24 protein-coding genes are annotated in these 26,952 nt (G+C 64.5%); 10 read left to right on the forward strand and 14 right to left on the reverse strand.

Annotated features, from left to right (window positions below; all coding sequences use genetic code 11):
* Positions 1–56: 56 nt before the first annotated feature.
* A complete protein-coding gene (locus F3J20_RS02020; RefSeq protein ID WP_167281624.1) occupies positions 57–1,106 on the reverse strand; it encodes an NAD-dependent epimerase/dehydratase family protein in 1,050 nt (349 codons plus the stop codon).
* Positions 1,107–1,201: 95 nt separating this feature from the next.
* Here F3J20_RS02020 and F3J20_RS02025 point away from each other — a divergent pair, with 95 nt between their 5' ends.
* The 3 genes from F3J20_RS02025 (at position 1,202) to F3J20_RS02035 (ending at position 4,335) form a co-directional block, all read left to right on the forward strand.
* Positions 1,202–2,233 (forward strand): CDP-6-deoxy-delta-3,4-glucoseen reductase, encoded by a 1,032-nt coding sequence (locus tag F3J20_RS02025; RefSeq protein ID WP_167281626.1) that lies wholly within the window; start codon positions 1,202–1,204, stop codon positions 2,231–2,233.
* 428 nt (positions 2,234–2,661) lie between these two features.
* Positions 2,662–3,846: an acetylornithine transaminase gene (locus F3J20_RS02030; protein ID WP_167281628.1), complete on the forward strand. Its 1,185-nt coding sequence runs from the start codon at positions 2,662–2,664 to the stop codon at positions 3,844–3,846.
* A gap of 18 nt (positions 3,847–3,864) precedes the next feature.
* A complete protein-coding gene (locus F3J20_RS02035; protein ID WP_167281629.1) occupies positions 3,865–4,335 on the forward strand; it encodes a GNAT family acetyltransferase in 471 nt (156 codons plus the stop codon).
* A 137-nt stretch (positions 4,336–4,472) separates the two neighbouring features.
* Here F3J20_RS02035 and F3J20_RS02040 read toward each other — a convergent pair whose 3' ends face one another.
* The 7 genes from F3J20_RS02040 to F3J20_RS02070 form a co-directional block, all read right to left on the reverse strand.
* A complete protein-coding gene (locus tag F3J20_RS02040; RefSeq protein WP_167041173.1) occupies positions 4,473–5,195 on the reverse strand; it encodes an ABC transporter ATP-binding protein in 723 nt (240 codons plus the stop codon).
* On the reverse strand, positions 5,195–5,986 hold the full coding sequence (locus F3J20_RS02045; protein ID WP_167041170.1) for an ABC transporter ATP-binding protein: 792 nt from the start codon (positions 5,984–5,986) through the stop codon (positions 5,195–5,197). Before F3J20_RS02045 ends, F3J20_RS02040 begins: the two co-directional genes overlap by 1 nt.
* A gap of 21 nt (positions 5,987–6,007) precedes the next feature.
* A complete protein-coding gene (locus F3J20_RS02050) occupies positions 6,008–7,177 on the reverse strand; it encodes an ABC transporter ATP-binding protein (protein WP_167041167.1) in 1,170 nt (389 codons plus the stop codon).
* Positions 7,178–7,203: 26 nt separating this feature from the next.
* On the reverse strand, positions 7,204–8,154 hold the full coding sequence (locus tag F3J20_RS02055) for a branched-chain amino acid ABC transporter permease (protein ID WP_167041164.1): 951 nt from the start codon (positions 8,152–8,154) through the stop codon (positions 7,204–7,206).
* A 228-nt stretch (positions 8,155–8,382) separates the two neighbouring features.
* Positions 8,383–9,591 carry a branched-chain amino acid ABC transporter substrate-binding protein gene (locus F3J20_RS02060; RefSeq protein WP_167281631.1) on the reverse strand — a complete coding sequence of 403 codons (1,209 nt, stop codon included), beginning with the start codon at positions 9,589–9,591 and terminating at the stop codon, positions 8,383–8,385.
* Positions 9,592–10,159: 568 nt separating this feature from the next.
* The gene (gene ispH / locus F3J20_RS02065; protein ID WP_167041161.1) at positions 10,160–11,119 is read right to left on the reverse strand and encodes a 4-hydroxy-3-methylbut-2-enyl diphosphate reductase; all 960 of its coding nucleotides are present in this window, start codon (positions 11,117–11,119) and stop codon (positions 10,160–10,162) included.
* A gap of 2 nt (positions 11,120–11,121) precedes the next feature.
* Positions 11,122–11,577, reverse strand: coding sequence for a peptidylprolyl isomerase (locus tag F3J20_RS02070; RefSeq protein WP_167041158.1), 456 nt, complete (start codon positions 11,575–11,577; stop codon positions 11,122–11,124).
* Between the two features lie 209 nt (positions 11,578–11,786).
* Here F3J20_RS02070 and radC point away from each other — a divergent pair, with 209 nt between their 5' ends.
* From radC to nadB, 4 genes are all read left to right on the forward strand, one after another.
* Positions 11,787–12,626, forward strand: coding sequence for a DNA repair protein RadC (radC, locus tag F3J20_RS02075; protein ID WP_167281632.1), 840 nt, complete (start codon positions 11,787–11,789; stop codon positions 12,624–12,626).
* Positions 12,627–12,814: 188 nt separating this feature from the next.
* Positions 12,815–13,048, forward strand: coding sequence for a 50S ribosomal protein L28 (gene rpmB / locus F3J20_RS02080; RefSeq protein WP_006050117.1), 234 nt, complete (start codon positions 12,815–12,817; stop codon positions 13,046–13,048).
* A 10-nt stretch (positions 13,049–13,058) separates the two neighbouring features.
* Positions 13,059–13,226 (forward strand): 50S ribosomal protein L33, encoded by a 168-nt coding sequence (gene rpmG, locus F3J20_RS02085; protein WP_008919555.1) that lies wholly within the window; start codon positions 13,059–13,061, stop codon positions 13,224–13,226.
* A gap of 288 nt (positions 13,227–13,514) precedes the next feature.
* Positions 13,515–15,113 carry an L-aspartate oxidase gene (nadB, locus tag F3J20_RS02090; protein ID WP_167281634.1) on the forward strand — a complete coding sequence of 533 codons (1,599 nt, stop codon included), beginning with the start codon at positions 13,515–13,517 and terminating at the stop codon, positions 15,111–15,113.
* A 123-nt stretch (positions 15,114–15,236) separates the two neighbouring features.
* Here the strand turns inward: nadB and nadC are convergent, their stop codons facing one another.
* From nadC to purN, 6 genes are all read right to left on the reverse strand, one after another.
* A complete protein-coding gene (nadC, locus tag F3J20_RS02095; RefSeq protein WP_167281636.1) occupies positions 15,237–16,160 on the reverse strand; it encodes a carboxylating nicotinate-nucleotide diphosphorylase in 924 nt (307 codons plus the stop codon).
* The gene (gene nadA / locus F3J20_RS02100) at positions 16,160–17,299 is read right to left on the reverse strand and encodes a quinolinate synthase NadA (protein ID WP_167041146.1); all 1,140 of its coding nucleotides are present in this window, start codon (positions 17,297–17,299) and stop codon (positions 16,160–16,162) included. Before nadA ends, nadC begins: the two co-directional genes overlap by 1 nt.
* A 139-nt stretch (positions 17,300–17,438) precedes the next feature.
* Positions 17,439–18,635: an acyl-CoA desaturase gene (locus tag F3J20_RS02105; RefSeq protein WP_167281637.1), complete on the reverse strand. Its 1,197-nt coding sequence runs from the start codon at positions 18,633–18,635 to the stop codon at positions 17,439–17,441.
* 199 nt (positions 18,636–18,834) lie between these two features.
* Positions 18,835–20,244: a mechanosensitive ion channel domain-containing protein gene (locus F3J20_RS02110; RefSeq protein WP_167281639.1), complete on the reverse strand. Its 1,410-nt coding sequence runs from the start codon at positions 20,242–20,244 to the stop codon at positions 18,835–18,837.
* A gap of 72 nt (positions 20,245–20,316) precedes the next feature.
* Positions 20,317–21,576: an RsmB/NOP family class I SAM-dependent RNA methyltransferase gene (locus F3J20_RS02115; protein ID WP_167281641.1), complete on the reverse strand. Its 1,260-nt coding sequence runs from the start codon at positions 21,574–21,576 to the stop codon at positions 20,317–20,319.
* On the reverse strand, positions 21,573–22,226 hold the full coding sequence (purN, locus tag F3J20_RS02120; RefSeq protein ID WP_167041134.1) for a phosphoribosylglycinamide formyltransferase: 654 nt from the start codon (positions 22,224–22,226) through the stop codon (positions 21,573–21,575). The genes F3J20_RS02115 and purN overlap by 4 nt, the downstream gene beginning before the upstream one ends.
* Before the next feature lie 138 nt (positions 22,227–22,364).
* Between purN and F3J20_RS02125 the strand changes: the two genes are divergently transcribed.
* The 3 genes from F3J20_RS02125 to lspA all read left to right on the forward strand — a co-directional run bounded on the left by F3J20_RS02125 (position 22,365) and on the right by lspA (position 26,874).
* Positions 22,365–23,360, forward strand: coding sequence for a bifunctional riboflavin kinase/FAD synthetase (locus tag F3J20_RS02125; protein ID WP_167041131.1), 996 nt, complete (start codon positions 22,365–22,367; stop codon positions 23,358–23,360).
* A 167-nt stretch (positions 23,361–23,527) separates the two neighbouring features.
* Positions 23,528–26,365: an isoleucine--tRNA ligase gene (gene ileS / locus F3J20_RS02130; RefSeq protein WP_167281643.1), complete on the forward strand. Its 2,838-nt coding sequence runs from the start codon at positions 23,528–23,530 to the stop codon at positions 26,363–26,365.
* Positions 26,365–26,874, forward strand: a complete 510-nt coding sequence (lspA, locus tag F3J20_RS02135; RefSeq protein WP_167041125.1) for a signal peptidase II — start codon at positions 26,365–26,367, stop codon at positions 26,872–26,874. The genes ileS and lspA overlap by 1 nt, the downstream gene beginning before the upstream one ends.
* The last annotated feature ends 78 nt before the right edge of the window (positions 26,875–26,952 follow it).

Consider the following 26,952-nt stretch of genomic DNA (forward strand, 5'->3'; position numbering starts at 1 on the left):
ATGCAACGCGACGGGTCAGTGTTTTCGCGAGGGCAGCGATATCTCGCACCCTGCCCCTACGCGCCCTTCGCCGCGTCCCGCAAAAAATCCTCGACGCTCGGATAACGCAAGCGCACGCGCAGCTCGTCCTTGAGACGCCGGTTCACGAGCCGCCTCGATTCGCGCATGAAGGACAGCAGGCTCGGATCGATCTGCCGCTCGGCCTGCGCGCGCGTGATGCGCGGCGCGCGCGCGAGCCCGAACGTGTCGGCGACGAAATCGAAGTACTCGCCCATCTTCAGCGACGAATCGTCGGATGCATGGATCACGCGCGCGGGTTTGCCGTGCGTCGCGAGGCGCACGAGGATCGCGGCGAGATCGTCGGCGTGAATGTGATTCGTGTAGACGTCGTCGGCCGCGTTGAGCGCCGGCGTGCCCTTCTCGAGCCGCGCGAGCGGCAGCCGGTTGCGCGCATAGATGCCGGGAATCCGCGCAATGCTTGCCGTCACGGCGCCGCGCGCGGTCGCGCGCCGCAACTGCCGCTCGGCCGACACGCGACGTTTCGCGCGCGCATTGGCCGGCCTGACGGCACGCGTTTCGTCGATCCACGCGCCGCCGCAGTCGCCGTAGACGCCCGTCGTGCTCGCGTAGACGATGCGCGGCGCACCGCGCGAAGCAGCGGCCCGGCGCACCCTGTCGGGTACAATACCGGCTGCTTCAGCGTCCAGAAATGAAGCGCGCGCGCGGCGCATGCGCGCGATCGGCGCGACGGCGGGAATCCACGTACAAGCGCGCATGCCAGCGCCCGCGCGGCGCACCTGACCCGCGCTGCCGAGCGTCGCCAGCAGTGCGCGAGTGCGGCGGTCGTCGTCACCGGACTTCTGTGGCGGCGCGAGATGCAGCACGGTCGGCGCGAGACCCGCGAGCCGTTTGAGGCTGCGGCGCTCGTCGAGATCGCCGACGAGCGGCGTCGCGCCCGCGGCGCGCAGTTCGGCGCAACGCGCGGCATGGCTCGTCAAGGCGAAGACCCGCGCGCGCGGTTGCAGCAAGGGCACGCAGCGCAGGCCGACGTCGCCGCATCCTACGATCAGCACGCGCGGGCGGCGGAAATTTCGTGTCGCTTTCATGGTGGACGCATTGTAGCCGTCACACACAACAGGTACCGCGCGGTCAATGCGCGCGGGTCCGCTAACGATTCCGATTTTTCGATTCGAACAACGCTATGGCATTTAACGTCACGCTCCGGCAAAGCGGCCGGCAGTTTCAGGTAGAACAGGACGAGCCGGTGCTCTCCGCCGCCCTGCGTCAAGGTATCGGCCTGCCGTACGGCTGCAAGAACGGCGCGTGCGGTTCGTGCAAGGGCACCGTGGTGAGCGGCGAGGTCGAGCAGCGCGCGCATTCGTCGTCGGCGTTGTCGAACGACGAAAAGACGCGCGGCATGGCGCTGCTGTGCTGCGCGACCGCCTGCTCCGATCTCGAAGTCGACATCCGCGAAGTCGCCGGCGTCGGCGACGTGCAGGTCAAGAAGCTGCCGTGCCGCGTGAACGCGATCGAGCGCCGCGCCGACGACGTGGTCGTCGTGAAGCTGCAACTGCCCGCCAACGAACGTCTGCAATATCTGGCCGGCCAGTACCTCGAATTCATCCTGAAGGACGGCAAGCGCCGCAGCTATTCGATGGCGAATGCGCCGCACGCCGAAGGCCCGATCGAACTGCACATCCGCCACATGCCGGGCGGTGCGTTCACCGATCACGTGTTCGGCACGATGAAGGAGCGCGACATCCTGCGCTTCGAAGCGCCGCTCGGCACGTTCTTCCTGCGCGAGGATTCGGACAAGCCGATCGTGCTGCTCGCGTCGGGCACCGGCTTTGCGCCGCTGAAGGCGATCGTCGAACACGCGGTGTTCAAGAACATCGCGCGCCCGATGACGCTCTACTGGGGCGCGCGCCGCAAGAAAGACCTGTATCTGCTCGAACTTGCCGAGCAATGGGCGCGCGAAATTCCGAACTTCAGGTTCGTGCCGGTGCTCTCCGAGCCCGATGCAAGCGACGCGTGGACGGGCCGTACCGGCTTCGTGCATCGCGCGGTCATTGAAGACCTGCCCGATCTGTCGGCCTACCAGGTGTATGCGTGCGGCGCGCCGGTGATGGTCGAATCGGCGCAGCGCGATTTCACGCAGCATCACCAGTTGCCGGAAGACGAGTTCTACGCGGACTCGTTCACGAGCGCGGCCGATCTCGCAAACGCGGTCTGATCCGGCGCACGGCGTGTTCATGGCGCGTTGAGTCCGCGCGGCGCAGCGCGGGTTCAACGCGGGTTCAACGCGGGTTCAACATGAACCCGGCGCGCCGAACATGTCAGCATCAAGGCAGAGGCTCAAAAATCCGCCTCGTTGCGATGTCATGCAAATTCATGGTTTACACCGGCGCTTTTCTTATCGTATTCTTTCGCGCATGAACCGCATCCAGTCCGAACTCCGACGTCGCCGCTCGCCGCTTCCTTAGGGACGCCGCTGGCTTCGTCACGGATTCGCGCCGCACACGACACTGGGCGCAAGCAGTTCGAATCATGAAAGCCACGGCATGCCGTGGCTTTTCTGTTTTTCCGGTCGCGTTTTTGCCCTGGCCAACCCGTCATATCGATTCACCGTGCTTTTTTACCCTTTGCCTGGAGCCTGCCGTTATGAATTTCAATGAGTACCCGATCGATTCGCTGATGTACATCACGAACCGGCCCGACGTCGTGTTCACGCACGGCAAGGGCTCGTGGATTTACGACAACAACGGCAAGCGCTATCTGGATTTCATTCAGGGCTGGGCGGTCAACTGTCTCGGCCACTGCAACGACGGCATGATCGAAGCGCTGAACCACCAGGCCAAACTGCTGATCAACCCGTCGCCGGCGTTCTACAACGAGCCGATGGCGAAGCTCGCGGCTCTGCTCACGCAACACAGCTGCTTCGACAAGGTGTTCTTCGCGAACAGCGGCGCCGAGGCGAACGAAGGCGCGATCAAGCTCGCGCGCAAGTGGGGCAAGAAGCACAAGGACGGCGCGTTCGAGATCATCACGTTCGATCACGGCTTCCACGGCCGCACCATCGCGACGATGTCGGCAAGCGGCAAGCCGGGCTGGGACACGATCTACGCCCCGCAGGTGCCGGGCTTCCCGAAGGCGGACCTCAACGACATCGCCTCGGTGGAAAAGCTCATCAACGCGAAGACCGTCGCCGTGATGCTCGAGCCGATTCAAGGCGAAGGCGGCGTGATTCCGGCCACGCGCGAATTCATGCAGCAACTGCGCGAGCTGACGAAAAAGCACAACCTGCTGCTGATCGTCGATGAAGTGCAAAGCGGCTGCGGCCGCGCGGGCACGCTGTTCGCGCATCAACTGTCGGGCGTCGAGCCGGACATCATGACGCTCGGCAAGGGCATCGGCGGCGGCGTGCCGCTCGCGGCGCTGCTCTCGAAGGCGGACGTCGCCGTGTTCGAAGCAGGCGACCAGGGCGGCACCTACAACGGCAATCCGCTGATGACCGCGGTCGGCTACTCGGTGATCTCGCAACTGACGGCGCCGGGCTTCCTCGAAGGCGTGCGCGCGCGCGGCGAATATCTGCGCACGAAGCTGCTCGAACTGTCCGAAGAGCGCGGCTTCCTCGGCGAGCGCGGCGAGGGTCTGCTGCGCGCGCTGCTGCTCGGCAAGGACATCGGCAACCAGATCGTCGAGAAGGCGCGCGAGATGCAGCCCGACGGCGTGCTGCTCAACGCGGCGCGTCCGAACCTGCTGCGCTTCATGCCGGCACTGAACGTGACGACCGAGGAGATCGACCAGATGCTGGCGATGCTGCGCTCGGTTCTCGACTCGCTGTAATCCACGCGAACCGCACCGATGACGACGCACACGACACTGTCGATCCGCTGCTTCGACGCGAGCGATACCGAGGCGGTCGTCGCGCTGTGGCAGGACGCGTTTCCCGAGTACCGGGACGTGACGAGGCCGCAGCGCAATCCGTATCTGTCGATCGAGAACAAGCTCGCGACGCAGCCGGAACTGTTCTTCGTCGCGGTGCTCGATGCGCGCATCGTCGGCACCGTGATGGGCGGTTATGACGGACACCGCGGCTGGCTGTATTCGCTCGCGGTCGACGCATCGCTGCGACGTCACGGCATCGGCACGCGGCTCGTCGCACACGTCGAAAGCGCGTTGACGAAGCTCGGTTGTCCGAAGCTGAATCTGCAGGTGCTGTCGGCGAAAGCCGAGGTGCGCGCCTTTTACGACGCGCTCGGTTATCGCGCCGATGCGGTAATCAGCCTGGGCAAGCGGCTCGGCAAATTCGCGGACGCGGCGCCGGCCGGTTGAACGTGTCGCGCCGGGCGCGGCGTCCTCTTCGCGCCTGAACGAAAAAGGCCGCATGCGATCGACAACGCATGCGGCCTTTTCTTTATCGCCGTAATCGGCGACGCCGCCGGGTTGTGGAACCCGGCGTCTTTACCCGCTTATTCGCCGAGGTAAGCCGCGCGAACCTTCGGATCGTCGAGCATCTGCTTCGCGTCGCCCGACATCGTGACCAGCCCCGAGTCCATCACATAGCCGCGATTCGCGGCCTGCAACGCGAGACGCGCGTTCTGTTCGACCAGCAGCACGGTCATGCCTTCGGCCGAAATCGAGCGCACCACTTCGAAGATCTTCTCGACCATGATCGGCGACAGTCCCATCGACGGTTCGTCGAGCAGCAACAGCTTCGGCCGCGAGATGATCGCGCGCGCCATCGCCAGCATCTGCTGCTCGCCGCCCGACAGCGTGCCCGCGTATTGCGAGGCGCGCTCCTTCAGACGCGGGAAGAAGCCGAACATGCGCTCGACGTCGGACTTGATGCCGTCGGCGTCGTTGCGCAGGTAAGCGCCCATCTGCATGTTCTCGACGATCGACATGCGCGCGAAGATGCCGCGCCCTTCCGGCACCATCGCGAGGCCGCGCTTGAGCAGTTCGTGCGCGGGCAGGCCCTTGATCGACTGGCCCATGTACTCGATGTCGCCGGCCGCGTACGCCTTCAGACCCGTGATCGCCTTCATCGTCGTGGTCTTGCCCGCGCCGTTCGCACCGATCAGCGTGACGAGTTCGCCCTGCCCGACTTCGAGGTCGATGCCCTTGACCGCCTGGATGCCGCCGTAGTTGACCTGCAGGCCCTTGATTTTCAACATTGCTTGCGTCGTGGACATCAGTGGACTCCCGCACCCAGATAAGCTTCGATCACCTTCGCATCCTTCTGCACGTCCTGCGGCAGACCTTGTGCGATTACCTTGCCGTAGTCGAGCACCGTCATCTGGTTGCACAGACCCATCACGAGCTTCACGTCGTGCTCGATCAGCAGGATCGTCCGGCCGTCCGCGCGAATCTTGTCGAGCAGCTTCGTGAGTTCGACCTTTTCGGTCGCGTTCATGCCGGCCGCCGGTTCGTCGAGCGCGAGCAGCTTCGGATCGGTCGCCAGCGCGCGCGCGATTTCGAGGCGGCGCTGGTGGCCGTACGACAGATTGCGCGAGGTGTAGTCCGCGTACTGCGCAATGCCGACATAGTCGAGCAGTTCGATCGCGCGCTCCTTGATCTCGCGCTCTTCCTTGCGCTCGCCCGGCGTCTGGAACACTGCGCCGAGCAGGCCGTGTTTGGTGCGCACATGACGGCCGACCATCACGTTCTCGAGCGCGGTCATGCCGCCGAACAGACGGATGTTCTGGAACGTGCGCGCGATGCCCGCCTTCGCGACCTGATAAACCGCGGTCGGCGTGTACGCTTCGCCGTCGAGCTTGAACTCGCCCGAATCCGGCGTGTAGAGGCCCGTGATCACGTTGAAGAAAGTCGTCTTGCCGGCGCCGTTCGGGCCGATCAGCCCGTAGATCTCGCCCGCGCGAATCTGCAGGCCGACCTCGGAAAGCGCCTGCAGGCCGCCGAAGCGCTTGTTGACGCCCTTCACCGACAGACGGATCGGCGCGTTGTTGCTTACGTTATCGCTCATGTCTTTTTCTCCACCGCGGCCTTATACGCGCACCGGCTTCTTGCCGTTGCGCTTCGCCAGCTTCGCAATCCTGTCTTCGTGTTTCGGCGCGGGCCACAGGCCTTCCGAGCGATACAGCATGATGACGACCATCGCGAGACCGTACAGCAACTGACGGATCACTTCGGTATCGACGATTTCATGGCCGAAGATCATGTTCTGCAGCGGGCCCATCGTCGAGCGCAGGAACTCGGGGAACACCGCGAGCAGCACCGCGCCGAGAATCACGCCGGGAATATGGCCCATGCCGCCGAGCACCACGCAGGCGAGCACCACGACCGATTCCCAGAACGTGAACGATTCCGGCGACACGAAGCCCTGGAACGCACCGAACATCGCGCCCGACAGGCCGCCGAACGATGCGCCCATCGCGAACGCGAGCAGCTTCACGTTGCGGGTGTTGATGCCCATTGCCTTGGCGGCGATTTCGTCTTCGCGGATCGCGGCCCATGCACGGCCGATACGCGAATGCTGCAAACGCGTACAGACCCAGATCACGAACAGCGCGCACAGCACGAACAGGTAGTAGTACAGATACACGGACGGGAACTGCACGCCGAACAGCGAATGCGACTGCGAGAGACTGAAGCCGCCGACCTGCACCGGATCGATGCCGGTGATCCCCTTCGGGCCGTTGGTGATGTTCACCGGACGGTCGAGGTTGTTCATGAAGATCCGCACGATTTCCCCGAAGCCGAGGGTCACGATCGCGAGGTAGTCGCCACGCAGACGCAGCGTCGGTGCGCCGAGCAGAATCCCGAACACGGCAGCGAGCGCCATCGCGATCGGCACGATGATCCAGATCGGCATGTGAATGCCGTTCGGCGCCAGATGTGCGATCCAGTCGAATTGCGTGGAGAGGTGCGGCGAGCTCAGCAGCGCGGCCGTGTAGGCGCCGATCGCGTAGAACGCGATGTAGCCGAGGTCCAGCAGGCCGGCGAAGCCGACCACCACGTTGAGGCCGAGCGCGAGCATCACGTACAGCATCGCGAAGTCGAGCACGCGGACCCAGTAGTTGCCGCCCGCCGCGCCGATAATCATCGGTGCCGCGATCACGAGGATGGCCGTGACGACGCCGATCGCCAGCGTCTTCGTCAGGTTCTTTTCGGGGATCAGCGTCGTCGACGGCTCGATCGGTTGAATTGAGGTCATGTTCGTTTACTCCTTATGGCCCGGGATCAGGCGCGATCCGCAACGCGTTCGCCGAGCAGGCCCGACGGACGGAACACCAGCACGACGATCAGCACGATGAACGCGAACACGTCCTGGTAGTTGCTGCCGAACACGCCGCCCGTGAGATTGCCGATATAGCCGGCGCCCAGTTGCTCGATCAGACCGAGCAGCACGCCGCCGACCATCGCGCCGCCGAGATTGCCGATCCCGCCGAGCACCGCCGCGGTAAAGGCCTTCAGGCCGGGGATGAAGCCCATGTAGAAGTGTGCATTGCCGTATTCGGACGCGATCATCACGCCGGCGAGAGCCGCCAACGCCGAGCCGATCATGAAGGTGGCCGAAATCACGAAGTTCGGGTTCACGCCCATCAGGCTCGCGACGCCCGGGTTCTCGGCGATCGCGCGCATCGCGCGGCCGAGCTTGGTCTTGTGCACGAGCAGCAGCAGGCCGCCCATCACGAGGAACGCCACCACGATGATGACGATTTCGGTCATCGAGATCACGGCGCCGGGCGTCGTGTCGGTGGCCTTGATCACGTTGATCGGATCGGTGGGCAGCAGCTGCGGGAACGGCAGCGGGTTGCGCGACCAGATCATCATCGCGAGCGTCTGCAGGAGGATCGACACGCCGATCGCGGTGATCAGCGGCGCGAGACGCGGCGCGCGCCGCAACGGCCGGTAGGCCACGCGCTCGATCGTGTAGCCGACCACGGCGCAGACCGCCGCCGCGATGATCAACGCGATGATGAGCGTCGGCACGTTGCCGAGGCCGGGGAAGTGATTCTGCAGCACGCCTATGGCGGAGAGCGCGACCATCGCGCCTACCATCAAGACGTCGCCGTGAGCGAAGTTGATGATGCCCAGAATGCCGTAAACCATCGTATAGCCCAGTGCGATGATGGCATAGACACTGCCAAGCACCAGTCCATTGAGGATCTGCTGGATGAAGATATCCATTTAATGCTCCTTAGCCCGTGCGGCTGGATTCGCGTTTTTCATCTGCCGGTGGGCGATGATGCGTCACGGAATCTCAACCGCACTGCGGGTACTGATATAAAAGACCGGTAAGGGTTATCCGCTGCCGGTTTGCCGTGCGGCCGGGATGCGGTCGCGGGCTCGCCTTGGGCGGATGCAAAAACGGCACCGTTGGATGGGTTCGGTGCCGTCAGGCCATACTTCCCGTCATCACATCTTGACGACGTCGAGAACCGCTTTCTTGCCGTCCTTGAAGTCGTAAAGCGTAATGGCGCCTTCTTTCAAATCACCCTTGTCGTCGAACGCGATGTGGCCGATTACCCCGTTGTAATCGGTCGAAGGCATCGCGGCCAGCACCTTGGGCGCCTCGATCGAATTAGCACGCTTCATTGCATCGACGATCACGTACACAGCGTCATACGTGAACGGCGCGTAAATCTGCACCGGTGTGTGGAAGCGCTCCTCGTACTTCTTTTCGAAGTCCGCTCCCTTGTCCATCTTCGAAAGCGCGAGTCCCGCCTCCGAGCAGACCAGGTTTTGCACGGCGGTTCCCGCCAGCTCACCTACCTTGTCGGTACACACACCGTCGCCGCCAAGGATTTTTGCCCTGATACCGAGCGCGGCCGCCTGCTTCACAAACGGCCCGCCCGTCGCGTCCATGCCGCCGAACATGATGGCGTCCGGCCGAACACTCTTGATCTTCGTGAGGATGGCCCGGAAATCCGTGGCCTTGTCGTTCGTCGCCTCCCGCGCGACGATCTTCGCTCCGGCCGCTTCGGCCGCCTTCGCGAATTCGTCCGCGAGACCCTTGCCGTAGGCGGTCGCATCGTCCACTACCGCGATGCGTCTGGCGCCCAGCGCCTTCGTGGCGTAATTGGCGAGCGCCGGCCCCTGCTGCGCGTCGGTGGCGACCACGCGATAGGTGGTCTTGAACCCCTGTTGCGTGTACGCCGGATTGGTCGACGACGGCGAGATCTGCACGATGCTCGCGTCGCTATAGATCTTCGACGCTGGAATCGATACCCCCGAGTTCAGATGCCCGACCACCGCGACCACGTGATCGTCCACCAGCTTCTGCGCGACGGCGGTGCCCGTTTTCGGGTCCGCCGCGTCGTCCTGCGCGTCGAGTTGCAGCTGGATCTTCTGACCGTCGATCGTCAGACCCTGCGCATTGATTTCCTCGACCGCGAGGCGCGCCCCATTTTCATTGTCCTTGCCCAGATGCGCGATGCCGCCCGTCAAGGGCGCGGCATGACCGATCTTCACGATAGTCGCTTCGCTCGCGGCAGCCACCGCCACCGCCGCAGCCGAAGCCGCCGATGCGCCCGCCCCCGCTTCGCCATCCTGTTTCTTGCCGCACGCGGTCAGCATCGCAACCGCGGCCGCGATAGACACGGCGTAAGCAAATTTGACTCGCATCAAGTAGGTCTCCTGCGCCTTGCAAAATCCACTGTTCAGGACCTCAAGGCCTTGAGAACGCGCGCATTGTAACTCCAATTTTATGGCTGGCAATATTGTTGAACCGGTGGGGTTTTCCTGCATTGCAACCGTATTTTGAGAACAAAATGCACTTAAGGGAGCAACCTGGTTGCGATCTTTTTTCGTGCATCAGTTGCACCGCCGTCGAGCCCTTTGGCATCAAGTGTTGTAGCCGGTTCGGCCTGAATGCCAGATGCGGCGGGATTCGCGGCACGGATAAGCTTTTGGCGCTCATTAGGTAGAACGCACTAATCGGGTGCGCGGTGAAACGGGGGGCATGATTTGCGCCAGTCTAAACGGGGGCGCATGCTCCGGAAATCAATAAAACACCGGATCACGAATCAAAATAATTTGTGCGCAAACCCACGGAAATGGACCCATTCTTCCGATTTGGCACCTTTTCTGAAAGACTCGCCGGCGATGCGGCCATAAAAAAAGCGCACCCTTGGGTGCGCTTTTTTTCGACGCGGATAACCAACCGGTGTCGAGCCGGGTATCGAGCCGGCTGTCAGGTCGGCAGACCGAGCCCGCGCGGCAGCGGGAACGCGATGTTCTCTTCGATGCCCTCGAGCGCGCGCACGTTGCGCACGCCCAGTTCGCGCAAGCGCGCAATGACGGCTTGCGCCAGCACCTCGGGGGCCGATGCGCCGGCCGTCACGCCGATGCGGCGCTTGCCCTCGACCCAGACCGGATCGATCTGATCGGGCGAATCGACCATATAAGCCGGCACGCCAAGCTTTTCGGCCAGCTCGCGCAGGCGGTTCGAGTTCGAACTGTTCGGGCTGCCGACCACGATCACGACGTCGCACTGCGGCGCCATGAACTTCACGGCGTCCTGGCGATTCTGCGTGGCGTAGCAGATGTCCTGCTTCTTCGGCTCACGGATGGACGGATACTTGGCCTTCAGCGCACCGATGATCTCCGCCGCGTCGTCGACCGACAGCGTGGTTTGCGTGACGAACGCGATCCGCTCGGGATCGGCGAGCTGCAACGCCTGCACGTCTTCGATATCTTCGACGAGATGCATGCCCTCGGCCGCCTGGCCCATCGTGCCCTCGACTTCCGGGTGGCCCTTGTGGCCGATCATCACGATGTCGAAGCCGTCCTGGCGCATCTTCGCGACTTCGATATGCACCTTGGTCACGAGCGGACAGGTGGCGTCGTACACCCGCAGTCCGCGCGACTCCGCCTCCGAGCGCACGGCCTTCGACACGCCGTGCGCGCTGAAGATCACCGTGTTGCCGGCCGGCACTTCGTCCAGGCTCTCGATGAAGATCGCTCCCTTCTTGCGCAGATCTTCGACCACATAGGCGTTATGGACGATTTCGTGACGCACGTAGATCGGCGAGCCATACAGCTTGATGGCCCGCTCGACGATCTCGATCGCCCGGTCGACGCCGGCACAGAATCCGCGTGGCTGGGCCAGCAGGATCTCGGCTTCGGCAAGAGTCGTATCCGTGATGCTCATGTTTACAGAATCCCGATGATTTTCACTTCGAACGCCAGCGCCTGGCCGGCAAGCGGGTGATTGAAATCGAACAGGGCCGACGTCTCGCCGACTTCCTTGAGCACGCCAGCATAGCGCCCGCCGCCCGGCGCATTGAATTCGATCAGATCACCCGGCGAAAAATCCTCGCCGATCATGCTGTTCTCCCGCAGTGTAGCGAGAGACACGCGCTGGATCAGTTCCGGATTGCGCGGACCGAACGCCTGGCCCGGCGTTAGCTGAAAGGTCGAATGGTGGCCCACCTTCAAACCTAGCAAAATATCTTCCAGCGGCGGCGCCAGTTGACCGGCGCCGAGCAGCAGCGTGGCCGGCTTGTCGTTAAACGTGTTGATGACTTCGGCGCCATCGGCAAGGGAAAGCCGGTAATGCAGCGTGACGTGTGAACCGGGTTTCACTTCGGAAATGTCGATGATGCTCATGCAATGCTCGCTCAGTCGAAGCGCGCTGCACGCGTGCGCCGCGGGCGCAGTCGACGCGTGTGGCAAACCGTCGGGTGCCGTGCGCAAAGCGCCTATTGTAAGCCACCTAGCGAGCGCCGGCTTGAGTCCGTCGCGCGCGAAGCGGCTCGGCCCCAGCGGCGCCGTCGCACCGTGGGCGCCGTCAATCCGAAGCGGAGGACACTGTATATATGACCGATTTCGCGAGCACAATCGACGAAACACCTGAGGCAACGGCCCTGCCCGCGCCGCGAACCCGCGCAGCCGCGGCCCCCGGGGGCGCAACGCCGCGCAAGCGCGCCCGGTCGCGGCTTTTGCGCGGCAAATGGCATAAGCACGACATGCCGCGCGAGCGGCTCATCAAGCAGGGCGCCACCGTACTGTCCGATACCGAGATGATCGCGCTCGTGCTCGGCTCGGGACTGCCTGGCCACGACGTGTTCAGCGTCGCGAGCCAGCTGCTCGGGCGCTTCGGCTCGCTGCGCGCGATGCTAGACGCGACCTACACGGATTTCGACGGCATCCGCGGCATCGGACCGGCAAAAAAGGCGCAATTGCTCGCGATCATGGAAATGGCGCGCCGCTCGCTGGTCGACAAGATGCGCAAGCGCGAGCTGATGAATTCGCCCGAAACGGTCGAGAACTACCTGCGCCTGCTGATCGGCGGGAGGCCGCAGGAAGTATTCGTGTCGCTTTTTCTCGACGCCCGGCATCGGCTGATCGACTGCGAGGAAAGCGCGCACGGTTCGCTCACGCGCATGGCCGTGTATCCGCGCGAGATCGTGCGGCGGGCGCTGAACGCCAATGCGGCGAGCCTCATCGTCGCGCATAATCACCCGTCCGGCGCCGTGCAGCCGAGTGCGAGCGACTGCCGCCTGACGCACACGCTGCGCGATGCGCTCGCGCTGATCGACGTGCAACTGGTCGATCATCTGGTCATCGGCGCGGACAGCGTCTACTCGTTCGCCCGCGCCGGCTGGCCCGGTGCGCCGACGCATGGCGCCGTGTCGGGCATCGCAAATAAGGTTTGATTTTGCGGCTTTTTTTCTGCTAGAATTCCGGTTTGCCTATTTCCAACCCCCTGTTCCGAAGCCATCAAGGCGTTCCGCAAAGGTCAGGCGGCTGCAGTAGCGAGTCCTTCGGCTCAACTTCAGCGCGGCTCTTTTCGGGAAACTTTCACGGCGTTCGAACTCAGAATTAGCGTATTAGGAGTGCTCTCATGGCACGCGTATGCCAAGTAACTGGGAAAGCGCCGATGAGCGGCAACAACGTTTCCCACGCGAACAACAAGACCAAGCGCCGGTTCCTGCCGAACCTGCAAAGCCGCCGTATCTGGGTGGAAAGCGAAAACCGTTGGGTGCGTCTGCGCATTTCGAATGCCGGCCTGCGCCTGATCGACAAGAACGGTATCGACGCTGTGCTCGCAGACCTGCGCGCACGCGGTGAAGCCTAAGGAGTAAATCATGGCAAAGGGCGCACGCGACAAGATCAAGCTGGAATCGACCGCAGGCACGGGTCACTTCTACACGACCACGAAGAACAAACGCAACATGCCGGAAAAGATGCTGATCAAGAAATTTGATCCGGTCATCCGCAAGCATGTTGACTACAAGGAAACCAAGATCAAATAAGATCGAGGCTCCTCTGCCTGACGAAGGCAAATGTGCAAGAAAGCCCCGCATTCGTGCGGGGCTTTTGCTTTTGTGCGGGCAAAATCCGCATTGACCGCGTAACGCTCCCCGTCCGTAGCTGAGGCAGCATCGCTCGCCACGGCCAGCCGCTTTCACTGCGTCCTCGCAAACCGTCCTATTCCGTTCGGCCGACTTTCGTTCGGTCGTTACGACGCGTATCCTTTGTCGTTTCCGCGGCGCACGATTTGTGCGCCATCATCGCAAAACGAAAGAGGGAGATGGTCGGTAATGGAATTCGATGTGGCGATTGTCGGTAGTGGTCTGGCGGGCTTGAGCGTCGCGCTCAATCTCGCGCAAACGCGGCGGGTCGCGGTGATCGCCAAGCGATCGCTGACCGAAGGTGCGAGCGACTGGGCACAAGGCGGCATTGCCGCGGTACTCGATTCCGCGGACAGCATCGACAATCACGTGCGCGACACGCTGGTCGCCGGCGGCGGCCTGTGCGACGAAGCCGCTACGCGCTTCATCGTCGAACATGGGCGCACCGCGATCGAATGGCTGATCGAACAGGGCGTGCCGTTCACGAAAGACGACGCCGCCGAACTCGGTTTTCACCTGACGCGCGAAGGCGGCCACAGCCATCGCCGAATCATTCATGCAGCGGATGCGACCGGCCACGCGGTAGTCGCCACGCTCAGCGAACAGGTGCGCCGCCACCCGAACATCACGCTGTTCGAAGATCACCACGCGATCGACCTGATCACCTCGGATCGCCTCGGCCTGCCCGGCCGCCGTTGCCACGGCCTCTACGCGCTCGACCTGCAAAGCGGCCGCACCGTGACGATCGAGGCGCCGCATACAGTGCTCGCCACCGGCGGCGCCGGCAAGGTCTATCTGTACACGACGAACCCCGACACCGCGACCGGCGACGGCATCGCAATGGCATGGCGAGCCGGTTGCCGCGTGTCGAACATGGAATTCATCCAGTTTCACCCGACCTGTCTGTTCCACCCGTACGCGAAGTCGTTTCTGATTTCCGAAGCGGTGCGCGGCGAAGGCGGCATCCTGAAGCTGCCCGACGGCACGCGCTTCATGCCGAATCACGACGAGCGCGCGGAGCTGGCGCCGCGCGATATCGTCGCGCGTGCAATCGACTTCGAGATCAAGAAGCGCGGCATCGATTGCGTGTACCTCGACATCAGCCACCAACCGCCCGAGTTCCTGCACGAGCATTTCCCGACCATCCTCGCCCGCTGCCTCGAATTCGGCATCGACATCACCAAAGAGCCGATTCCCGTCGTGCCGGCCGCGCACTACACGTGCGGCGGCGTCGTCACCGACCTTGCCGGGCGCACAGATCTCGCGGGCCTTTACGCGGTCGGCGAGACGTCCTGCACCGGCTTGCACGGCGCGAATCGGCTCGCCAGCAACTCGCTGCTCGAATGCCTCGTGATCGGCCGCTCGGCCGCGCAGGCGATCGAAGCGGAAGGCTTCGGCGCCACCGTCCATGCGCCGCTGCCGGCGTGGGACGAAAGCCGCGTCTCCGATCCCGATGAAGAAGTCGTGGTCGCGCACAACTGGGACGAACTGCGTCGGCTGATGTGGAATTACGTCGGCATCGTGCGCACCGACAAGCGGCTCGAGCGCGCCAGGCACCGGCTTACGCTGCTGCGCGACGAGATCCACGAGTACTACGCGAATTTCAAGGTGAGCCGCGATCTGCTGGAACTGCGCAATCTGGTCGACGTCGCGTCGCTGATCGTCGAAGGCGCGCGCTTGCGGCGCGAAAGCCGCGGGCTGCATTTCAGCCGCGACTGGCCGACTACGCTGCCGAAGGCATTGCCGACGGTGTTGTCGCCGGAGTATGCGCGCAAGCGCGACGCGTGAGAAACGGCGGCAAAAGCCGGCACTGAAACGAACGCGGCAAACCAAACAAGGCCATGCCCGGAGACTCCCGGCCATGGCCTTGTTCAGCGAGCGCTCACACGTCGACGCGTCGGAGTGTCGGCGTCAGACGATCCGCATCGAGTAATCCGTTGCGCGCACGTCCTTGGTCAGCGAACCAATCGAAACACGATCGACCCCCGTCTCCGCGATCGTACTCACAGTGTCGAAGTTCACGCCACCGGATACCTCGAGCACCGCCCGCCCCGCCGTGATACGCACCGCGTCGCGCATCATGTCGAACGAGAAGTTGTCGAGCAGAATCGACTGCGCACCGTGCGCGAGCCCGGTTTCCAGTTGCTCGATCGTTTCGACTTCGATCTGGATCGGCACGCCCGCATTCAACGCAAGCGCCGCGTCCATCGCCGCACCCACGCCGCCGGCGGCGGCAATGTGGTTTTCCTTGATCAGAATGCCGTCGTACAACGCGAGCCGCTGATTCGCGCCGCCGCCCACCCGCACCGCGTACTTCTGCGCGAGCCGCAAGCCCGGCAGCGTCTTGCGCGTGTCGAGGACGCGTGTATGCGTATGAGCAATCGCGTCGACATAGCGGCGCGTCGCGCTCGCCACGCCCGACAGCAGTTGCAGAAAGTTCATCGCGTTGCGCTCGGCGGTCAGCAGCGCGCGTACCGGCCCACACAGTTCGCAGACGGGAGTGTTCGCGTTCATGCGCTCACCCTCGCGGTAACGCCATTGAACCTCGATGCGCGGATCGACCGACCGCATCACGGCGTTGAACCACAGCACACCGCACAGCACCGCATCCTCGCGCACGACGATGCGCGCGTTGCGAATCTCGTCCGCCGGCACGAGTCGGCCGGTCTGGTCGCCGGCTCCGACGTCTTCGGCGAGCGCATCGGCAACATTGCGTGCGAGCGCTGCATCGAACGCGGCGCCATATTGCGCGTGAATTTCCGCGAAGAGCGGCGACACCGCCTCGAACCGCTCGCCCCCGACGGCCTGCCCGGGCGCCTTCTCAAGTACCGCCATTACGCTGCCCCCACATTCGAATACAGTTGCGCGTCGCGCGCGAGATCGCCGCTCGCCTGCACGCGCTTCTTGTGACGCGCCGCGAAGTCCAGCATGCGGTCGATCGGCAGACGCGCCCGTTCGCCGATCGCGCGCTCGACGAAAATTTCGTTATGGCCGCGTTCGAGCACATCGGCCAGATTCGCGAGGCCGTTCATCGCCATCCACGGACAATGCGCGCAACTCTTGCAGGTCGCGCTGTTGCCGGCCGTGGGCGCGGCAATCAGCGTCTTGCCGGGCGCGGCGAGCTGCATCTTGTGAAGAATGCCGAGATCGGTCGCGACGATGAAATGCGTCGCATCGAGCTTCTGCGCGGCGTCGATCAACTGGGTCGTCGAGCCGACCACGTCCGCCTGCGCGACCACGTTGGGCGGCGACTCCGGATGCACGAGCACCTTTGCTAGCGGATACTCGGCGCGCAGCAGATCGAGTTCGATGCCCTTGAATTCGTCGTGCACGAGGCACGAGCCCTGCCACATCAGCATGTCCGCGCCGGTCTTGCCCTGGATGTAGCTGCCGAGATGGCGGTCCGGCGCCCAGATGATCTTCTCGCCGCGCGCATGCAGATCGGCGACGATCTCGAGCCCGATCGACGACGTCACCATCCAGTCCGCGCGCGCCTTCACTGCCGCGCTCGTGTTCGCGTACACGACTACCGTGCGGTCCGGATGCGCATCGCAGAACGCCGAGAATTCGTCGACCGGACAGCCGAGATCGAGCGAACAGGTCGCATCCAGATCCGGCATCAGAATGCGCTTGTCGGGGCTGAGGATTTTCGCGGTCTCGCCCATGAAGCGCACCCCCGCCACCACGAGCGTTTGCGCGTCGTGATCGCGCCCGAAGCGGGCCATTTCCAGCGAGTCGGCCACGATGCCGCCGGTTTCGTCGGCGAGCTCCTGCAATTCCGCGTCGACATAATAGTGCGCGACGAGTACGGCTTTCTCGCGCTCGAGTAATGCACGAATCCGTGCCTTCAGCGCCGCCTTTTCTGCCGCCGACGGCATCTCGGGCACCTTCGCCCATGCCTGACCGATCCCGCAAGTCGTGCCTTGCGCCTGCGGCCGGTCATATTCGACGGTCCTGATCGCCTGCTGCTCCATGATCTCCTCTGTCCTCGCCGCGCCGCCGCTTGCCCATCGAGTTACTACAGTCGCGACGGCTTTCCACGACGCCAAAAAGAAAAACCCCGCCAACGCGGGGTTTTGTGACGTTCTGAAATTTTAATGGATTTTTTCGCGCTCAAGCATAGCGACGCAGTCGCGTCGCGAAATCGTGCAGCGCCTTGATGCCGCTCTGCTCGGCGCGATGGCACCAGTCCTGCAATTGCGCGAGCAGTTGTTCGCGCGATGCGTTGGAGCGTTCCCACATCGACGCGAGTTCGTTGCGCATATCGATGTAGGTCTTGAGCTTCTGGCTGTTGGCGAAGATTTGCGGCAGCTGGCGCTTCTGCGGCTCGTTCAGGCCGGCCTCTTCCTTGTGGAACCAGCTACGCGCGCCGCGCATCAGCTGATACTTCTCGCGCGAGCCGACATCCTTCAGATGCGCAAGCTCCTGGCGGTACGCGCGCTTGAGCGCCTTGCCGTAACGCGCCATCACTTCGTAGCGGTTTGCGAGCACGGCCTGCAGCGTGTCCTGGTCGAGCACGAGCTTGCCGGTGGTCAGACGCGGCGTGGGCGCGACCTTCTTCACCTTGGCAAGACGGAACGCCGACATGATGCGGATGTACATCCAGCCGATGTCGAACTCGTACCATTTGTTCGACAGCTTGGCCGACGTCGCATACGTATGATGATTGTTGTGCAGCTCTTCGCCGCCGATGATGATGCCCCACGGGAAGATGTTGGTGCTCGCATCCGACGAATTGAAGTTGCGATAGCCCCAGAAGTGCGCGAGGCCGTTGACCACGCCGGCAGCCCAGAACGGAATCCAGATCATCTGCACGGCCCAGATCGTCAGGCCGACGACGCCGAACAGCGCGATGTTGATCACCATCATCAGGCTCACGCCGAGAATCGGGTACTTCGTGTAGACGTTGCGCTCCATCCAGTCGTTCGGCGTGCCGTGGCTGAACTTGCGCATCGTTTCTTCGTTTTTCGCTTCGGTGCGATACAGCTCGGCGCCTTCGAGCAGCACCTTCCAGATACCGCGCGTTTGCGGGCTGTGCGGATCTTCCTCGGTCTCGCACTTCGCGTGGTGTTTGCGGTGAATCGCGGCCCACTGGCCGGTCAGCATGCCGGTGGTCATCCACAGCCAGAAGCGGAAAAAATGACTCGCGATGGGATGCAGCTCCAGCGCGCGATGCGCCTGGCAGCGATGCAGATAGACGGTCACGCCGATAATCGTGATGTGCGTCACGATGAGCGTGTACACGACGAGTTGCCACCACGAGAAATGCAACAGGCCGTGAGCAAGAAAATCGAGCAAAGAATTCAACAAGGTAAGTTACCTGCAGAACGAGAGATACGGAGCACACGCATTGCGTGTGTCAAGAAAGTGAAAGCATACAGCGGGATAGCACGATATTCTACTTGAAGCATCCCAAGTGTTTGTAACAAATAGGGATTTTTTGTGTGATATCAATATCATAACGGCCGCTGCGGACCGTTTCGGGCGGCGCGGCGGGGCGTCGATCCCGTCAGCGAACGTCGCTCGGGGCGCCGTCCATCGGCCCGAGCGCAGCCTCGGGCAAGGAAGCGGACGCGGCAGCAGGCGCCGCGCCGGGGCCGGTCATAGTTACCGGATGCGGCATAGCGCCGCCCGCCGGTCCGACGATCCGCACTTCGCGTTGCGCGAGCGGAATCGAGATGCCGTGTTCGGAGAACAGGCGCCAGATGTTGCGGTTGATCGTCGAGCGCACGCCCCCCGTGCCGGTCGCCGCGTCGGCGATCCAGAAACCCAGTTCGAGATTGATGCCGTCGGGGCCGAAGCCCACCAGATACGGCGTCGGCGCCGGCTCGCGCAAGACGCGCGGCACGTCGTCGGCGGCCTGGACGAGCAGCGCCATGGCCTGCTCGACGTCGGACGTATAGGCGATCTGCACGGCCGCCTTGGCATAGCCGCGCGTCAGGTACGACGACTGGTTCTGCACCACGTCGGTAATGAGCTTTTCGTTCGGAATCAGCGTTTCGATGCCGTCGAGCCCGCGCACGACGGTGTAGCGCGTGCGGATCTGCGTGACCATGCCTTGCAGGCCGCCCGTGCTGATCGTGTCGCCGATCCGCAACGACCGGTCGAGCAGGATGATGAAACCCGACACGTAGTTGCTCGCGATCTTCTGCATGCCGAAGCCGAGCCCGACCCCGAGCGCGCCACCGAACACGCCGAGCACGGTGATGTCGATGCCGACGATCGACAGGCTGATCAGGATCGCCGCCAGCACGAAGGCCGCGCGCCCGACGCGCGCGACCACGACCTTCAGGTTCGCGTCGAGCGTTTTCGAGCGCATCAGGCGGTCTTCGAACGTCGAGCCGAGCCACATCGCGACGATCATCGTGATGCCGACCCACAGCAGGCCGGTTACGAGCGAGAGCAGCGTCATGTGCGCGTTGGCGACACGGAACCGCACGCTGCCCATCCACGCGATCACCTCGTCCTGGATGCCCATCAGCGTGAGCACCATGCCGATCCAGACCACCACCGAGACGGTCTTCTCGACGAGGAAAAGCCACGGATGCACGCCGCCGTCGCGGCTGAAGACGCGGCGCGCGAAGAAGAACACGATGTAGATGAGGCCGATGCCGGCAAGCGGCACCAGCGCCAGATCGAGCAGCGCGGTGTGCATGAACTGGCCGGCGATCACCCGCGCGAGCCACACGAGCGCCGCGCCGAGCAGCGGAAAGGCCGCGCGGTTCAGGCTTTCCATGCCGAAGCGCAGGGTCTGGTAGCGCGGATGCCGCGGGCCGCCGAGGCGGCGGCGCAGCGTGCGCGCAAGCAGCCACGCGACGAGCAGCGTCGCGAGCAGGATGCCGACCTGCCACAACATCACGGGCTGACCGAAGTCGTGCGCGATGTCGCTGAAGCGATGGAAAAAAAGACTCGTCTGCATGATCTCGCCGAAAGCGCCGGCGCGCCGCGACTGCAAGGCAGCCCGCGCACGCCGGCAAAAAGCCGGACGCGCCTAGCTCTGGCGCTCCAGCACGGCGGCGAAGAAGCCGTCGGTGGCGTGACGGTGCGGCCACAGCTTCAGGTAATCGTCCATGTCGAGCTCGATGCGCTGCTCGGCGAGCACGTCGCGCACGGGCACCAGCGCGAAATCGGGATGATCGGCGAGGAACTGCTGCACGATCGCCTCGTTTTCCGCTTCGAGAATCGAGCAGGTCGCATAGACGAGCCGGCCGCCCTTCTTCACGAGACGCGCCGCGCTCGCGAGAATCGACGCCTGCTTCGGCGCCAGCTCGGCAATCGACTCCGGCGACTGGCGCCACTTCAGGTCCGGGTTGCGGCGCAGCGTGCCGAGGCCGCTGCACGGCGCGTCGACGAGCACGCGGTCGATCTTGCCGGCGAGGCGCTTGATCTTCGCGTCGTGTTCGCTGTCGATCAGCACCGGGTTCACGTTCGACAGGCCGCTGCGCGCAAGGCGCGGCTTCAGCTTGGCGAGACGCCGCTCGGAGATGTCGAACGCGTAGAGCCGGCCGGTCGAGCGCATCGCCGCGCCGAGCGCGAGCGTCTTGCCGCCGGCGCCCGCGCAGAAATCGACGATCATCTCGCCGCGCCGCGGCGCGACCAGCGAGCACAGCAACTGGCTACCCTCGTCCTGCACTTCGAGCCAGCCCTGCTGGAACGCGTCGAGCTTCGTCAGCGCCGGCTTGCCGACCACGCGCACGCCGAGCGGCGCGAACGGCGTGGCGCCCGCCTCGATGCCGGCCTTCGACAGCGCGCCCAGCACGTCGTCGCGGCTCGCCTTGACCGGGTTCGCACGCAAGTCGAGCGGCGCCGGGTAGTTCAGCGCGGCGGCCAGTTGCGCCAGCTCGGCGCCTTCGAAGCGCGTGCCGAGCGCCTGGCAGATCCAGTCGGGCAGATTCAGGCGAATCCGCAGCGGCAGGCTCTCCGGGTCGATCCTCGACACGTGTTCGAGCCACGTCGCCTCGGCTTCGCTGACGAACGGCTTGAGCGCGTTGCGCCCGACCGTCTGCATCAGGCCGAGCAGCGCCATGCGGCGCGCGGGGTTGCCGGTGCCGCTTTCGGCCAGATGCGCGAACTCCATCCGGCGGCGCAGCACCGCGAACACCGCCTCGGCGATCACGCCGCGCTCGGCGTGCCCGAGCTTCGGATGCGCGCGGAAAAACCGGCTCGTGGTGGCGTCGGCGGGACCGTTGAGCCGCAGCACTTCGGCCAGCAGCGTTTCAGTTTGACCAATCAGGAAACCATGCAATCTCATGCGCCCTCTCCGGCGGGGTGACCGGCAAAGAGCCATTGAGGCTCCGGCGGCGTAAGCGTGACGCGCAGGCCGTCGAGAGCAAGACGCCCTTCGACGAACCAGCGCGCCGCGCGCGGATAAATGATGTGTTCGGTGGTCAGCACGCGTGCGGCGAGCGTCTCGGCGGTGTCGCCCGCCACGACCGGCACCGCCGACTGCGCGACGATCGGCCCGTGGTCGAGCTGCGACGTGACGAAGTGCACCGACGCGCCGTGGAACCGCACGCCGGCGTCGAGCGCCTGCTGATGGGTCTTGAGGCCCGCAAAGCTTGGCAGCAGCGACGGATGCACGTTGAGCATGCGCCCGGCGTAATGGTCGACGAAGCGCGCGGTCAGCACGCGCATGAAGCCCGCGAGCAGCACGAGGTCCGGTGCGAATGCGTCGATCTGTTCGGCGAGCGCCGCGTCGAAGCTGTCGCGGTCGGGAAACTGGCGGTGATCGACCACCGCCGTGGCGATGCCATGCGACGCCGCGAACGCGAGCCCCGCGGCATCGGGACGGTTGGCAATCACGGCGGCGACCCTGGCCGGCCAGCCCTCGCTCGCGCAGGCGCGCACGATGGCTTCCATGTTGCTGCCCCGTCCGGAAATCAGGATGACGAGTTTTTTCATGCGCGGATTTTATCATTCGGCAATCGCCTGACAGCGGCCTCGCAGCCGTGCGCTGCGCCAAGCGTTTATAATCGTTTGTTTTGCGGCACCCTGGCCGCGCCCCTATTGCCACCGCAGCAAGCGCTGCAACCCGTTATCGTGAGAGTCTTCCGCGGTCTTCCCAATGCCGAGAGCCGCGCGCCGTGCGCGCTGACCATCGGCAACTTCGACGGTGTCCACCGCGGCCACCAGGCTCTGCTCGCGCACGTGCGCGCGGCCGCCGACGCCCGCGGCCTGCCCGTCTGCGTGATGACCTTCGAGCCGCACCCGCGCGAATTCTTCAACCCGGCCGGCGCGCCGCCGCGCATCGCGATGCTGCGCGACAAGCTCGAAGCGCTGCGCACCAACGGGGTCGACCGGGTCGTCGTCGAGCACTTCAATCACACGTTCGCGAGCCAGTCGCCGGACTCGTTCGTCGAGCGGATCATCGTCAACGGGCTGCACGCGCGCTGGATCATGATCGGCGACGACTTCCGCTACGGCGCGAAGCGCGCCGGCGATTTCGCCTCGCTGCAGGCGGCCGGCAAGCAGTACGGCTTCGAAGTCGAGCAGATGGCGACCGTCGCCGATCCGTCGGGCGCGCGCATTTCGAGTTCGGGCGTGCGCGCGGCGCTGGTCGCGGGCGACCTCGACGCAGCGCGCGCCGCGCTTGGCCGCGACTACCTGATCAGCGGCCACGTCACGCACGGCATGAAGCTCGGCCGCGATCTCGGCTTTCCCACGCTCAATCTGCCGATCGCGCACAAGCGCCCGGCGCTGGCCGGCATCTTCGTCGTGCAGGTGCACGGCATCGCCGAGCAACCGCTGCCCGGCGTCGCGAGCCTCGGCGTGCGTCCCACCGTCGACGATTCCGGCCGCGTCCTGCTCGAAGTGCATCTGCTCGACTGGCACGGCGACGCGTATGGCAAACTCGTGCGCGTCGAATTTCTGAAGAAGCTGCGCGACGAGGAGAAATTCGTCGATCTCGAAACGCTGACCGCCGCGATCGCGCGCGACGTCGCCAATGCGCGCGCGTGGCTCGCCGCGGCCGGCGCCGGCACGCCGGGCAGCCGTTCCACCGGGTTCGCCACGTCGGCCACCGACCGAATTAGATAACCGCCGCGGTTCGGGCCGGCGCACCGCCCCGCCCGAACCGTCGCCGCGCGCATCGAAGGGCATCGGCATCATGCGAGCCGCCTGCCGGGCGCGTCCCACGCTCCTCGCGCATCGTGCGCAATCCGCGCCTTCGCTGCGCATAGAACGAATTCAACGCCATCCACATCATGAGTAACAAGAAAGCCGATTCGAAACCGCAGTCACGCTACCCGGTCAACCTGCTCGACACGCCGTTCCCGATGCGCGGCGACCTGCCCAAACGCGAGCCGCAATGGGTCAAGGACTGGCAGGAACGCAAGGTCTACGAGACGATCCGCGCCGCGTCCAAAGGCCGCAAGAAGTTCATCCTGCACGACGGCCCGCCGTATGCGAACGGCGACATCCACCTCGGCCACGCGGTGAACAAGATCCTCAAGGACATGATCGTCAAGGCGCGCAATCTGGCGGGCTTCGACGCGGTCTACGTGCCGGGCTGGGACTGCCACGGCATGCCGATCGAAATCCAGATCGAAAAGCAGTTCGGCAAGTCGCTGCCGGCGGCCGAGGTGATGCAGAAGGCGCGCGCCTACGCGACCGAGCAGATCGAGAAGCAGAAGGTCGGCTTCCGCCGTCTGGGCGTGCTCGGCGACTGGGACAATCCGTACCGGACGATGAACTTCGCCAACGAGGCCGGCGAAATCCGCGCGCTCGCGAAGATCATGGAAAAGGGCTATGTGTTCCGTGGCCTGAAGCCGGTCAACTGGTGTTTCGACTGCGGCTCGGCGCTCGCCGAAGCGGAAGTCGAGTACAAGGACAAGACCGATCCGACCATCGACGTGCTGTTCAGCTTCGCCGAGCCGGACAAGACCGCGCAGGCCTTCGGCCTCGCCGCGCTACCGCGCAGCGAAGGCGGCATCGTGATCTGGACCACCACGCCGTGGACCATTCCTGCCAACCAGGCGCTGAACCTGCACCCGGAAATCGTTTACGCGCTCGTCGACACGCCTCGCGGCCTCCTGATCCTCGCCGAGGAACGCGTCGAGGCGTGCCTCAAGCTCTACGGCCTCGAAGGCACCGTCATCGCGACCACGCCGGGCGCGAAGCTCGTGAACCTGCGCTTCAACCATCCGCTCGCGTCCGCGCATCCGGCTTACAAGCGCACCGCGCCGGTCTATCTCGGCGACTACGTGACGACCGAAACCGGCACCGGCGTCGTGCACTCGTCGCCCGCCTACGGCGTGGAAGACTTCGTGTCGTGCAAGGCGCACGGCATGTCGGACTCGGACATCATCAACCCGGTGATGGGCGACGGCCGCTACATCGAATCGCTCGCGCTGTTCGGCGGCCTGTCGATCTGGGCGGCCAATCCGCAGATCGTCGAGGCGCTGCAAGGCGCCGGCTCGCTGCTGCGCACCGAGAAGTACACGCACAGCTACATGCACTGCTGGCGCCACAAGACGCCGATCATCTATCGCGCCACCTCGCAGTGGTTCGCCGGCATGGACGTGAAGCCGAACGACAGCGACAAGACGCTGCGCGAAACCGCGCTCGAAGGCATCGAGAACACGGCGTTCTATCCGTCGTGGGGCAAGCAGCGCCTCTTCAGCATGATCGCCAACCGCCCGGACTGGACGCTGTCGCGTCAGCGCCAATGGGGCGTGCCGATGGCGTTCTTCGTGCACAAGGAAACCGGCGAGCTGCATCCGCGCACGCTCGAGCTGCTCGAACAGGTCGCGCAGCGCGTCGAGCAGGCGGGCATCGAGGCGTGGCAGACGCTCGATCCGCGCGAGCTGCTCGGCGACGACGCGAATCTGTACGAAAAGAACCGCGACACGCTCGACGTCTGGTTCGACTCGGGCACGACGCACTGGCACGTACTGCGCGGCTCGCACAAGGACGAGCTGCAGTTCCCGGCCGACCTGTACCTCGAAGGCTCGGACCAGCATCGCGGCTGGTTCCACTCGTCGCTCCTGACCGCTTCGATGCTCGACGGCCGTCCGCCCTACAACGCGCTGCTCACGCACGGCTTCACCGTCGACGGCGAAGGCCGCAAGATGAGCAAGTCGCTCGGCAACGGTATCGATCCGCATGAAGTGGCGAACCGCCTCGGCGCGGAAATCATCCGCCTGTGGATCGCCTCGACCGACTACTCGGGCGAACTCGCGATCTCCGAGGAAATCCTCAAGCGCGTGACGGAAAGCTATCGCCGCATCCGCAACACGCTGCGCTTCCTGCTCGCGAATCTGTCGGACTTCGACTTCGCGCAGCACGCGCGTCCGGTCGAAGACTGGCTCGAAATCGATCGTTACGCGGTGGCGCTCTCGGCGAATCTGCAGAACGACATCCTCGCGCACTACGAAAAGTACGAGTTCCACCCGGTCGTCGCGAAGCTGCAGACGTTCTGCTCGGAAGACCTCGGCGGCTTCTACCTCGACGTGCTGAAGGACCGCCTCTACACCACGGCGGCCGATTCGGTCGCGCGCCGCTCGGCGCAAACCGCGCTCTACCACATCGCGCACGGTCTGCTGCGTCTGATGGCGCCGTTCCTGTCGTTCACCGCCGAAGAAGCGTGGAAGGTGTTCCAGCCGGATAGCGAAACCATCTTCACCGAGACCTACCACGCGTTCCCGGCCATGCCGGACGCGGGTGCGCTGCTCGACAAGTGGACGCTGCTGCGCGCCGCGCGCGGCGACGTGACGAAGGCGCTCGAAGAGGCCCGCGTGGCGAACCTGATCGGCTCGTCGCTGCAGGCCGAAGTCGAAATCCGCGCGAGCGGCGCGCGTTACGACGCGCTCGCGAGCCTCGGCGAGGACCTCAAGTTCGTGCTGATCACGTCGGCGGCGGAGGTCGTGAAGGTGGACAGCGAAGCGGACGAAAGCGTCGAGGTGATCGCCTCGAAGTATCTGAAGTGCGAGCGCTGCTGGCACTATCGCCCGGACGTCGGCACGATCGCCGAGCATCCGTCGCTGTGCGGCCGCTGCTTCAGCAATCTGTTCGGCAATGGCGAAACGAGGAGCGCGGCATAATGGCGGGAAGCATCTCGAAAACATCGGCCCGAAGCGGCTCGCTGGCCCCTTGGCTCGGCATCGCGCTGATCGTCATCCTGTTCGACCAGTTGACGAAAATCGCGGTCCGCAAGGTGTTCGCCTACGGTGTGCCGCACGAGATCACGCCGTTTTTCAACCTGATCCTCGTGTACAACCGCGGCGCCGCGTTCAGCTTCCTCGCGATGGCGGGCGGCTGGCAGCGCTGGGCGTTCACTGCGCTCGGCGTGGTCGCCGCGCTCGTGATCTGCTATCTGCTCAAGCGGCATAGCGGGCAGAAAATGTTCTGCACGGCGCTCGCGCTGATTCTCGGCGGCGCGCTCGGCAACGTGATCGACCGGCTCGCCTACGGCCACGTGATCGACTTTCTCGATTTCCACGTGGGCGGCTGGCACTGGCCGGCGTTCAATCTCGCCGACAGCGCGATCACGATCGGCGCGATCCTGCTCGTGATCGACGAGCTACGGCGCGTGCGCGGTTCATCACGCTGACGCCACCGACGCGAGGCACGGCCGCGCGGCGCGTCGGGTTTGAAACGCACGGCAGCGGCAACGGGTGACGGGTAACAC

Origin of the sequence: Paraburkholderia sp. Cy-641 (assembly GCF_011752945.1) — a bacterium.
Lineage (GTDB): Bacteria > Pseudomonadota > Gammaproteobacteria > Burkholderiales > Burkholderiaceae > Paraburkholderia.